Below are 11,889 nucleotides of genomic sequence, written 5' to 3'. Positions count from 1 at the left end.
TAAGTTAGTTATTTTATAAATGAACCATGTAAATTTTATATTCACAATATATTAAGTATTGCGTTCATACGACGCCTATTTTAAAAAAATGTTACACTAATTTTAAAGGCTTTCAATAATTACTTCTGTAATTTTATTTCATTATAACATGTAACATCTTCCTAAAATTCACCACATATATTTTATAAAAAGTAGGATTATGAAGAATTTTTTAGAGAATATACAACTGATAAAACATACACAAATTAAGCTTCCTGTAAATAAGTCTGAGTTTATTAGAAGCTTTAAACAACATGTAGACGAAGGTCATATTGGTGCATTTTCAAGTATGTTTGAAGCTTTTTCTTCTAGTAAAAACAGATACAAAGGAAATATTACACAGAATACATTTGAAATTAGAAGACGTAGAGAGTTTTTTGATAGAACTAGCTATTTAGCGCATGCTACTGGATCATTTAGACAACAGAATGATCATATCGTAATTGATACTGAAATTAATGGATTTAGTAACTTTTTAATTCCATTTTATGTAATCATTACAGTGTTTTATTTATTTTTCATTTTTATGATAATGACTAATGTTGAGTCGAGTGGAATTCTGCTAGTATTTATTATTTTTCATGCGTTTTTAATGTATGGAATTCCTTATTTCGTGATTAAAAAACGAGTCAAGAATACTGCAATTGATCTTGAAAAAGAATTGTTTTTTATGACACAAAGGAATCATAATTCATAAGATATATACTAAACGGAAAAACTAGTGCTATTTTATATAAACTACTTCTAATTAGTGTTTAGTGTTTGCCTTGGCGAGCAGCTCTGAATGCATTTATTTTTTCTCTTAGCTTTTTACGATTTTCTTGACTTTTTTGTTCTTTGTCGTATTGTTCTAATGAAGAAGACCCACCATCTTTTACCTCATAAAGTGGCTTTTTTTTACGTTTATAATCTGTTTCCACTGGTGATATAGGCATTGCAGATTCATAATGATCTACACTAAGATAAAACTGGGAATCTACTTTTTCAGCTTTTTCACCATCTGTCCTTTTTACTTTACTTTTAGGTTTTGTATGAAGCAAGCGCGTTGCATCACGTTCTTTCCCTTGAAGTCTGTTTACATCTGCTTCGCCCCAAGCTCCTACAGTACTTTTTAATGCATCTGTATGTTTACGACTGCCCGTATCTGACTTGGTTAATTCTGGCAGTATTGGTGCGCCTCTGTCTGCACTATCTGGTTTGTTTAAAAACTCATCGGCTCCTACAATAGAAAGTGGATTGCCTGATTCCATAGTGGCACCATCATCTCCAAAGGATCGCGTTCCTTTTAGGCTTCCATCCTGCTCTCTTGCATTTACATTACGTTCATGTGTTGAAGAAAGATCGCCTCCGCTCGATAAACTTTTCATTAAAGGATCAGCAGCTTTTGCGGCTTTTTCAACTGCTTTGTGGCGATCTATCCAACTTAAAGCAGCACTATTTTTAAGATTTGGTTTTTCGTTTTTCTTATCTTCAATAGCAGTTCTTTTATTAGCTTGTGCTTGTGTTAATTTTTTTCCAGATAATTTATTCTCATCTATTATTCCCTTTCTCTCACTATCCCATTTTACATATTCTGGAGATTTTTTATCTCCAGGCTTCTTTTTACTATGCTCACTAAGTAATGTCTTAGTTTCTGCACCTTTAACATCTTTTGCTTGCTGCGCCTGTGAAATAAGTGCATCATGATCAACTTCAGTTTTACTAATATCACGAGAGAGTTGTGAGTGATTTAGTTTTTCTTCCAACTCACTAAATATACCTCCTGATTTCGTTTTGACTCTCATTCCTCCTGGAGTCACAGTTGTATCAGATTTTGATCCTTTGAATAAATCTAAATCCTTTACATCTTGCAATTCTTTATTTCGCCTACTCATATCATCTTCAAAAACTGCATCAGGTTTTCGTTGAATTGGAGCACCTTTAAAAAATTGTAACTGCGTCATGTATGGGCTTTTATTAATTGTCCTTTGCTGTTTTCTTTGTACTATAAATTCTGGTCGATTATCAACTAATTCAAATCCTTCTTGTTTCTGAATAAATGGAGTAGCAGCCGAAGCTTTCTGATTTTCGATTGTCTTATGTTTTTGTGTATACATGTAGTAATCTTTTCTAGTTGGAATTTTGAGAATGGTATAAACTGCCATTAATCTATATTATAAGTTTAGCAGAAATTTCTATCATTCTACAGTAATTAATCTACTTATTTAAAGATTTTATTACATCTAAAAATACACTATTCCTGTCCAAAATCAAAGTTATCTATTTGATATTAGAAATATTAACTATCCCAATCAAGGTGAAAATCTATATATTAAAGTGTTTTAAGGTTTTGGTTCCCTAAAAAGATGCTGAGAGCATTGTAAGTTTACATTATTTCAAAAGTATACATTTGATCGTATTTTTCGGTAGCTACCAAATGAAGAATCATAGTCCTATTCTGTTTGTATCGTTATCTAACAGAAAGTCTATTTCTTCTAAAGAAAGTTTATCCATTATAGGTTGTTCTACTATTTAAGTTTTCTAACTTACTAACCATATTTACGACTTGAGCAGTACATTCTTTTGGAATTTCAATCTTTCTTTGTACTGTTACAGTTAGTGTCATTATGCATACAAATAACCTTATATGTTTTCATTGTGGTATATTTCATTTATATTTTTGATGAAAAATTATAAGCTCTATTCACATTATGGAATTACTCAGTACGTTTTAATTTTATAATTAACCGTTTACTTTTTACGTTTTTAACTTCTTCATTGAGCAACTTTATTTCTTCAAGATTTTCTTTTGGAATTAAGCTTTTCAAAATTTTATAGTTTGACTGAAATTTAAGTTGATTATCCGCACTCTGTTTGAGTTCAAAGAAATATTCTCCAAAATCATTTTTAAAATCTATATTTCCACTTTCAAGACCTAAGACTTCAATTTTACATGGAAAGTTTAGATAAAACATGAAATAATCAGCATAGTTATAGTTTAAGTAATAGTTTAAATCATACGTATCCGAACTGTTTTCTAACTGATTGTGCTGAATTAGTTTATCTATAGAAACACTTACAAGGCTATCATTTATAAACGTGAGCGCATTGTTTAGCTTTCCTTCTGCGCTTATAGTGAATGCAAATGGTTTTTTCGTATTCTGTACTCTTTTTGTAACAGAATCAATATCTATAGTATCATCTTTCCCTTCAAACTCTGATAAAGTATCATAAAATTCACTGAGATCTTTGTTTCTACTTAGCATATCATAAAAGCTTCGCAGTTCGGTAGATAATCCGCCAGAAACTTTAAATCTGTATTTAAAATTAGCTGTCTTTTTATCAATATCAACATTGCTAAAAACCGTTTGCTGCATGAAATTATAATTGTAATCCATTCCAGATAAATTAATCGTTGCGACTGAGACAGAATCAACTGTAGCAAGTTTTAAGTTTCTTTTAATGAATTTATCTTTTCGCTTCTTTTTTGTTTTTAAATATGGTTTTACGAGTACAGCTTTCGTATTGTAAAGATCTGTTGGAATTTCGTCTATTTGATATTTGTAAAAATTTTCATGTGGATATAAAAGCTTTACAGATCCTTTTTCATTTTCATAAGCAAAAAATATGTGATCAAATTCCCCTTTTCTTATATAATCAGTATCAATAGTTCCGTCTTGTTTATTTTTACCAAATACTGCCCAATAGTCAATTTCTAAATCTTCTAGCAATTGTCTGTAAAATCTTCTGATACTTATGGGATCAAATCTTTCTTCTTTTAGAAAATAACCAGTAGATTTTATCAGTTCTTTTTCTTTTGGTAATCCCATTGTAAAATTGTCTAATACTTCTTTATACAACAACTTTAATTTATAGAATTTAGAACTGTCTTTCGCTGTTCCTATAACTCTTCGTTTCCAACGTTTATAATATGAAGATCGTTGTTTGTCTATTGCCATTGGTTGTGTTAGAAAATTGAATTCTTCATTATACACATTTTTCCAAGTTCGCAACTTATCTTTTTTGCTTTCTAATGAGTAATATACGTATGGTTTTTCACAAGGTAAGCAGTTATATCCATTGACTTCTAGTCCTTTTATTTTATCTGCAGAGAATTGTAAATACACTAACGAATCATTAGAAACGACTGCAGGTTCTTGAAATCCATTATATGTTTTGTAGCGAACCGCGAAGTCTTTTCCTGCTTTTACCGTGTATTGTGTATTAATACTTGGTACACTTGAATATAGGTTAACATAACTCTTTAAATCAGATTTTTGAATACTTTCATAATACACGTAGCTCGTTTCTATAGTATCACCAGGTTCTACAGCTGGAATAGGATAGTTTATTGCGCCAAACCTTATTCTTTTTGAATTGCGTTTAAATACCAAACTAGAATCTAATTCAACGACAGAACCATCTGCTTTAAGCGTTCTTACTTTGATGTTTTTAATCCGATTACTTGTATATTCATCTAAATTTAGAAATGCATAATTTTCCACACCTTTCGTCGTATTTACAACTAATTTGTTGTTTATGGAAATGTATCGCTTGTATCCTATCCATGATTTTGTATATGTAACATCTTGGTATGAATGCACATAATAGGCATCTGAATTTTTACAATATTTTAAAAAAGGATCTTTTATTTCATCCTTTACAAAGGATTTAAAACTATAAAAAAGTGCACATAAACATATGACACATACACTAACTTTTTTGCTTCTTGAGAACAATAGGTTCATTAATTATTTTTTTAAATGATTTTAGAATTTCATTTGTTTTGTCAATATTTTCCTTGTTGATGAATATATGATCAAAAATAAAATCATAGTTACATACTATTTCCAAGTTTGATACTGCTTTTATGGTGATATTTAGCGATATTCCTTCACCTGAATATGTATGCTGAATAGGTTCAAACATTTCAATAGGTTCGTCTATTTTTATACTTGCTCGTATTTTTTTGTAAAAAGGACTCCGTAAATATGTATCTTCTATGAGTGTTTCTCTAGTCTCTGTTTCTATGAGTCTAGGCAAAAAGTCAATGAATAGATATTTGTTTAAACCGTCATTAAATGTTTTTCCATTAATTGTAACATTACCATCAATATGTAGCTTTTTTGATTCGTTTGTTACTTTTAAGTTTGTTATTGACTGATTTCCAAAAATTTCTTCATAGAATGTTTTACCGAAATTCTTAAATTCTTTTTCGCCTTCATTTTTTAAATAACGTCTTAAATAATTGTTTGATATTCCTTTATAATCAATAGCAAAAGCTCCATCAATAAGCATTTTATTAGCGTCCAATGTTAGATTTAATTGATATAATATTTCGTTTTGTTCAGCACTAAATGGCTTTATTTCATAGAATAAACCGCCTTCAGAATTTACAATTAATATGGTACGATCTTGTAGACTTTGAACGGGCGTTCCTTCATAATGAATAGGATCTGTCGGATCTAACAGAATAGTTTTGCCATTTATATATGCTATACCAATTACATGGTTTGCCGAACTTAAGCTAGGAAAATCACAGTCACTAATATGGTTAAACGTAGCTGCCAAAGCGATATCACTCTTTATACCTTTGTATTGCAATGCTTCTGATAAAAAGTTAGATAAATCTTTACAATCGCCTTGTTTGTTTAAATAGACTTCATTCACATGAGAAGGAATAAAAGCGCCCATACCAATTTCTATTGCAACATATTTAAAATTGTTCCGTACATAGTTATATAAAATATGTACAATTTCCATTGGATCAGTTACATTAGCTGTGAGTTCGTCTATTTTTTGTTTTACAGAATCGTCCAAACCTTTTTTGCGGTTTACATTCATTAAATACCAATCGTTCATATATTCCTTTGGTCCTTTTTCATATGAATTTGGCATCACAAGAGTTCGCATTAATGGAACTTTCATGTTTTTATATATTTTAAAATACTGTAATGGATCTGGCTTAACTTTTTTGGGAACAACTTTTATATTCCATACAGCACCAATATCAGTTTTTGTAGAATCAATAGCATAAAAATCTAGTGAATCTTTATAGATTGTATTATGTATTAATTTAAAACTTTTAGGGACGTTTACTTGATAGCTTAATGTATCTATTTGGTAATACGAAAAGAAATGAAGACTTGTAAAATACATTAATTCTTTACAAGATATAGAGTATGTTAATTGTATTTCTTTAGCTGCTGGAATTTTAACAGAATTAATCTTCTTACTCGTAATATCTTCTAATTCAACATCTTCATTGTAAGTTGTTACAAAAGGAAGTTCTTTATAACGTTTTCTTTTTTTAGCAAAAAGTTTAATATCAAATACTCTTTCTAATTCTGTATCATAAAAAATTGGATACACTCTTGATGCATCACTTTTTTCAAAAATAATGGTGATTTCGTTTACAAAAGAAGAATCTTCCTGAATTATAATTCGCTCCATCTGCGATTTTATATCAAGACCTTGTGCAAATCCTACAAAATTGAATAAAACAAAAAATAGTAAAATAAGTGGATGAGTGATACGCTTCATATAAGAGTATAAGCACTTTTCAAGATGATTTTTAAAACTCTTAAAGATACTTGTTATTGGGATTATTAAAATAGATAGGAATAAAATTACAATTTTTAATTTGAGTTATACACCTTTAAAGCTCACTATTTTTATTTTATCTATTTGCAATCACAACTGCATACCATTTATTATGTGTTCTTACAATTTATAATGATTCATTAATAATTTCTCGTACATTTTGTCTGGTAAGATTCGTTTTAACACGATGGAGAATTTTTGCATAAACGCACCTACTTTATAGTGAATTTTCGGTTTTTTGGTTTCTATAATTTTTAAAACAGAATCCGCCATTATGCTAGGATCTGAACCTTCATCTACGTGCGCGTCCATTTCAGTAAGCATATTTTTGTATACTTCTTTATATGGAGAATTGTCATAAACTGGCGTATGATAACGTCCGGCAGCAATATTTGTTGCAAAATCACCTGGTGCTACATTTGTAATTTCAACACCAAACATTTTAGTTTCCATTCGCATGGCTTCTGTTACTATTTCTAAAGCACCTTTGGAAGCTGAATAAATTCCCCTATATGGCAATCCCATATAACCTGCAATTGAAGTTACATTGATGATTAAACCACTTTTTTGTGATCGCATTTGTGGTAAAACCGCTTTCATAACAGCAATAGGTCCGTATAAATTAGTTTGAAACGCTTTGTGTATTTCATCATCTGGCGTTTCTTCTATTGGTCCTGTAATTCCAACACCAGCATTATTAATCAATATGTCAAGTCGTCCTTCTTTTTCAATAATAGTACTTACTGCTTTTTGAATGGTTTCTGTATTTCTCACATCCAAAGCTAGCAAGTTAAACTCATTAAAGTTTGTGAATTTATCTGGGTTTCTACTTGTTCCGTAAACGATATATCCTTTTGACGCTAGTAAAACTCCGATAGATTTTCCAATTCCTGATGAACCACCAGTAATCAAGACCACTTTTGACATGCTATTGTGTTTAGGTTAATTTTTTACAAATATGATTAAAAAAAAGGAGAATTGGAACCTTGACTTTAGGGAATAAAAAAAGGCAAGCTACCTACATCACACCGCTCAACCATTTACCTTTGCTGCGTTCCCGCCCTGGAGGATTCAACAGGAGCTGGTTGTGTAGGACTTGCCGCTGCAAAGATAAAATGTTTTTACATTTAAGCAACCATTTTTTAAACTGATTTTTATGAATTACCTTGCCAGAAATAAAGTATTCCAATGAAATTATATAATGTATTCATAATCATATTTTTAAGTTTAACATTTTTTGCATGTAGTGAAGAAAAAAATTCTAACGCACCACAATTTTCTTTAAAATTTGATGGAAAATCGACAAAATTCCCTGTAAAATCAGGTTTAAAGGCTACCGTAATTAATAAAAATAATCAAACTGTAAGCGCAATTCGATATACTATAAATGATCAAGAATTGAAAAATTCTAGTTCAAATCCATTGATTTTGGATACCACTATCCCTGAAAACTTCTTATTAGGGAATCAAATTCTGAAAGCTTCGATTACTTATGCAGATGGAAAAACAGCAACTGTTTCTAAAAAGTTGATGCTTTTATCAAACAAATCTCCTAAAATTTATACCTATACTATTGTAAATACATTTCCGCATGACCAAAAAGCATATACACAAGGGCTAGAATTTTATAGAGATACATTATTTGAAAGTACAGGACAACGTGGCGAATCTTCTTTACGCAAAGTAGATTACAAAACAGGAAAAATATATCAAAAAATTGATTTAGATCGTGTGTATTTTGGTGAAGGAATTACTGTTTTGAATGATAAATTATACATGCTTACTTGGCAAGCAAAAGCTGGTTTTGTATTTGATCCAAACACCTTAAAACGTTTAGATACCTTTTTATATCAAGAGAGTAAAGAAGGTTGGGGATTGTGTAATGATGGTGAAAAGCTATATAAAAGTGACGGAACCGAAAAAATTTGGATTTTAAATCCTGAAAATTTACAAGAACAATACGCAATTCAAGTCTGCGATAATAAACGCACGTATGTAAAAGCAAATGAATTGGAATATATAGATGGGAAAATCTTTGCCAATAGTTACCAAAAACAAAGCATGATGATTATTAACCCTAAAAATGGAGCTTTGGAAGGAATTATTGATTTTAGAGGACTGAAAGAGAAAGTAACCAATCATCCAGCTATTGACTATTTTAATGGAATTGCTTATAACTCAAAGACAAATACATATTTCGTAACTGGAAAATATTGGGATAAACTTTTTGAAGTAAAAATTGTAGAGAAATAGCACCTGAACTATATTTGAATGTAACATATTTTAGATTATAGAAAGCATTTCGCAGTTTTTGCTGTTGATTTATTTTTCTTTATTCGTCAATATTAGAAACCTTGCGACTGAGATTTATCCAAATCTGGTAAATGAGCTTTTCGAAGTCTGGTGACTGAGCTAGTCGAAATCAGATCTTTACTATTTCATTTTTAATTGCTAATACAACCAAACCTGCTGTATTTCGTACATTCAGTTTAGCAAGTAGTTTTTTTCGATGTCCTTCTACAGTTCTAAAACTTATAAAGAGCTTCTCTCCTATTTCTTTGGCTGTAAATTCTTTACATATTAATTCGAGTACTTCTATTTCGCGTTCTGAAAGTTGTACTATTGGATGATCTCCATTTCGTTTTCCTTGATACATCATTACTTTTCGCATGATGTTTGTTATTTTATTGTTGAAATAATAATCGTATTCCATTACACAACGAATACTATCAATTACTTCTTCAGGGCTAGCATTTTTCATTAAATATCCATTTACGCCCAATTCAATCATTTTTATAATATGGCGCTCTTCTTCATGCATGGTTAGGACAATTATTTTCATATCTGGATATTTCTCTAGCAATATTTTTGCTGTTTCGTATCCATCCATAATTGGCATTCGAATATCTAATAGAATTACTTCAGGTTTTATAACAGAATTTCGCAATACTTCTAAAAAATCGTGCCCATTAGAAGCTTCCAAGATGATTTCCATATTTTTTTCATCATGAAACATTGCTTTTAAACCTTCTCTAAATAATAAATGATCGTCTACCAATCCAATTCGTATCATATGTACTTATTTAAATTTAATGTTGTTATTGTTCCTTTCCCTATACTAGATAAAATTGTAAGATTTGCTCCTAAAATCAACGCTCTATCATGTATATTTCGTAATCCTGCGCCTTTTTTAATCGTTTTTTGGTCAAATCCGTTTCCATCATCATTCACTATGAGTTTGAAATATTTTGTAGTATTTGTAATTTGTATTGTGACTACTTGTGCATTTGCATGTTTTACGGTATTCGTTATTAATTCTTTTGTAATTCGGTAAATAGCAAGTTCTGTTGAAAATTTTAATCGTTTTTCACTTCCACTCCATTCATATTGAACAGTGAGTGAACCTGTTTCATTTATAGTGTAACATAAATCGCTTAACGCTTCGTTCAAGCCAAAATCTTCCAATGTTGGCGGCATAATATTGTATGAAATCTCACGTACTTTTTGCAATACATCATCTAATTGTTTCCGAATTGTTTCAGATTGTGTTATAATTTTTTCGTTTTTAGCAGCTTCTTTTTTTAATTTGGCAGTACTTAATAATATTGTAGAAATTCCACCTCCAATTTCATCATGTAAATCAGCCGCAAAGCGTTTTCGTTCTTCATCCTGAATTTCTATCGTACTGTTTAATAATTGTTGTTGATGTGCTATTTGCTGTTGTAGCAATCGTTTTTTATAGATTAATACAAAACCAACAATAGCAACGGCAAGGAAAAACATTCCTAACATTCCCATGTATAGCACTAATGATGCGCTGTCCTGTGCTTTTTCAACCATATACCTAAGGAAATTAATAAATAATGAAGTATTAAAAAGAATCCATGTAATGTCCAAGCTACAATGAATTCTTTCAATGTAATTTCAAGTAATAAATCTTGTGCCGTAAATAATACAAAGTTTCCTGAAAAGTAGATTAAAACTGCAGTATTGATCCAAAAAACAGGATGTTTTTCTATATTTTTTATCGCACTGTCTACAAATACTTTATATAACCAAGTAACAGCAAAACAGACTAATAAAAAGCCTTCTAACGATCTGCTATGTGAATTATTTATTTCTAATGGTTGCCAAAAAATCGTATTTGCTATTGAAAACAATACAAATAATATAATAAGAACTACAAGTACTTTTTTTATGATTTTACTTTCAAATAGTTGATAATAAAAAAATGTCCAACCTATATATTCAAGAATCGTATATATATGTAATAAATACATATTATTTTCTTCTTTAGCGTAATGTATATACGCCATAAATGAAATAATAGAAGCCATAACTAACAATACACTTAAAGTGATAAAAGGTTTACCAAAACGCTTGAAACGAATTAGTATCATGAGTAATGGAACTAAAATAGATAATTGAGCTATTTCACTAACAGTTCGTAAAAAAGATGCTGTAAACATATAAGTTTAGTGTTATTCACAATTACGATATAATTCACTTGTAATATCACATGATAATTCCCCATTTCCGGTACATGGAGCCGCTGTATTAATATATACATATTCTGTATCAAAATCTTCATACAAATCTGAAACAGTATCTGATTTTTTACATCCTATCAAAATGACACGATGTGCTTCATCTTCCAAAGCAAAGTATATACGTACTGCATCTGGATTTCCTAATTCATTGAAAATTGCTTTTAAATCATTAATATCAAAATAAATAGATTTTAACTCATTATTTTTAACACATTGCCATTCTGTTACTCGCTTTATAGCAACTTCGTTAGTGATAGAATATTTTTCAATTTGACAATCACTTGTCGTAGCATCATAAGGTGTTTTTGTAATAACAGATTCATAACTTGTTGTTCCACTATCTATTCCCCAAAACAAGTCGCTTTCTTTATCACAAAGTCTTGGACATGGTAATGCAAAATTATAAATACCACTGACAGTTTCTTCTTCAGTTTCTGCTGTTCTAGTAATAATATCAAGATGATGTTCATCTACACCAACAACCATCATATCAGGTTCTTCTCCATTACTTCCTTTTTCAATTCCCATATAAAAACGAACTCCAATTACTTTCTGCTCATCATTGCTTTCATTTTCTAAACATGTAATATCATTTTCATGAAACAAAAATGCTTTCAAAAGGTATTTTTCTTGCCACGCTTTTGTCATATCAGCAGCAAACCCTATTTCAATTTCTCTAAAATCTCCAATTGTTTTTAAAGCCATAATCTATTGTTTT

10 protein-coding genes and 1 other RNA gene are annotated in these 11,889 nt (G+C 30.1%); 2 read left to right on the top strand and 9 right to left on the bottom strand.

The annotated features are described in order from the left end of the window. Positions 1-199 precede the first annotated feature (199 nt). Positions 200-736, top strand: a complete 537-nt coding sequence (locus tag Q0828_RS20500; RefSeq protein WP_298425822.1) for a hypothetical protein — start codon at positions 200-202, stop codon at positions 734-736. Positions 737-794: 58 nt separating this feature from the next. Here Q0828_RS20500 and Q0828_RS20495 read toward each other — a convergent pair whose 3' ends face one another. The 5 genes from Q0828_RS20495 to ffs form a co-directional block, all read right to left on the bottom strand. Then, positions 795-2,183, bottom strand: a complete 1,389-nt coding sequence (locus Q0828_RS20495) for a hypothetical protein (protein WP_298425820.1) — start codon at positions 2,181-2,183, stop codon at positions 795-797. Positions 2,184-2,735: 552 nt separating this feature from the next. Beyond that, positions 2,736-4,766: a DUF3857 domain-containing protein gene (locus Q0828_RS20490; RefSeq protein ID WP_298425818.1), complete on the bottom strand. Its 2,031-nt coding sequence runs from the start codon at positions 4,764-4,766 to the stop codon at positions 2,736-2,738. After that, a complete protein-coding gene (locus tag Q0828_RS20485; protein ID WP_298425815.1) occupies positions 4,732-6,561 on the bottom strand; it encodes a transglutaminase-like domain-containing protein in 1,830 nt (609 codons plus the stop codon). The genes Q0828_RS20490 and Q0828_RS20485 overlap by 35 nt, the downstream gene beginning before the upstream one ends. Positions 6,562-6,741: 180 nt before the next feature. After that, positions 6,742-7,548: an SDR family oxidoreductase gene (locus Q0828_RS20480; protein ID WP_298425813.1), complete on the bottom strand. Its 807-nt coding sequence runs from the start codon at positions 7,546-7,548 to the stop codon at positions 6,742-6,744. Between the two features lie 77 nt (positions 7,549-7,625). Next, positions 7,626-7,723, bottom strand: an RNA gene (ffs, locus tag Q0828_RS20475) — signal recognition particle sRNA small type. 86 nt (positions 7,724-7,809) lie between these two features. On the opposite strand from ffs, the gene Q0828_RS20470 reads away from it, so the two are divergent. Next, positions 7,810-8,874, top strand: a complete 1,065-nt coding sequence (locus Q0828_RS20470; protein ID WP_298425810.1) for a glutaminyl-peptide cyclotransferase — start codon at positions 7,810-7,812, stop codon at positions 8,872-8,874. Between the two features lie 169 nt (positions 8,875-9,043). Here Q0828_RS20470 and Q0828_RS20465 read toward each other — a convergent pair whose 3' ends face one another. Genes Q0828_RS20465 through Q0828_RS20450 form a run of 4 tightly spaced genes read right to left on the bottom strand, consistent with a single transcriptional unit; the run spans position 9,044 to position 11,876 of the window. After that, positions 9,044-9,694, bottom strand: a complete 651-nt coding sequence (locus Q0828_RS20465; protein ID WP_298425807.1) for a response regulator transcription factor — start codon at positions 9,692-9,694, stop codon at positions 9,044-9,046. Continuing rightward, positions 9,691-10,461 carry a sensor histidine kinase gene (locus Q0828_RS20460; protein WP_298425804.1) on the bottom strand — a complete coding sequence of 257 codons (771 nt, stop codon included), beginning with the start codon at positions 10,459-10,461 and terminating at the stop codon, positions 9,691-9,693. Before Q0828_RS20460 ends, Q0828_RS20465 begins: the two co-directional genes overlap by 4 nt. Next, entirely contained in the window at positions 10,428-11,090 is a 663-nt protein-coding gene (locus Q0828_RS20455) for a hypothetical protein (RefSeq protein ID WP_298425801.1), read from the bottom strand. Before Q0828_RS20455 ends, Q0828_RS20460 begins: the two co-directional genes overlap by 34 nt. 12 nt (positions 11,091-11,102) lie before the next feature. Next, the gene (locus tag Q0828_RS20450) at positions 11,103-11,876 is read right to left on the bottom strand and encodes a hypothetical protein (protein WP_298425798.1); all 774 of its coding nucleotides are present in this window, start codon (positions 11,874-11,876) and stop codon (positions 11,103-11,105) included. Between the last annotated feature and the right edge of the window lie 13 nt (positions 11,877-11,889).

The organism is uncultured Kordia sp. (assembly GCF_947496985.1).
Classification (GTDB): domain Bacteria; phylum Bacteroidota; class Bacteroidia; order Flavobacteriales; family Flavobacteriaceae; genus Kordia.
Note: the sequence above shows the minus strand (reverse complement) of the source record. Positions and strands in the feature narration are given on the sequence as shown.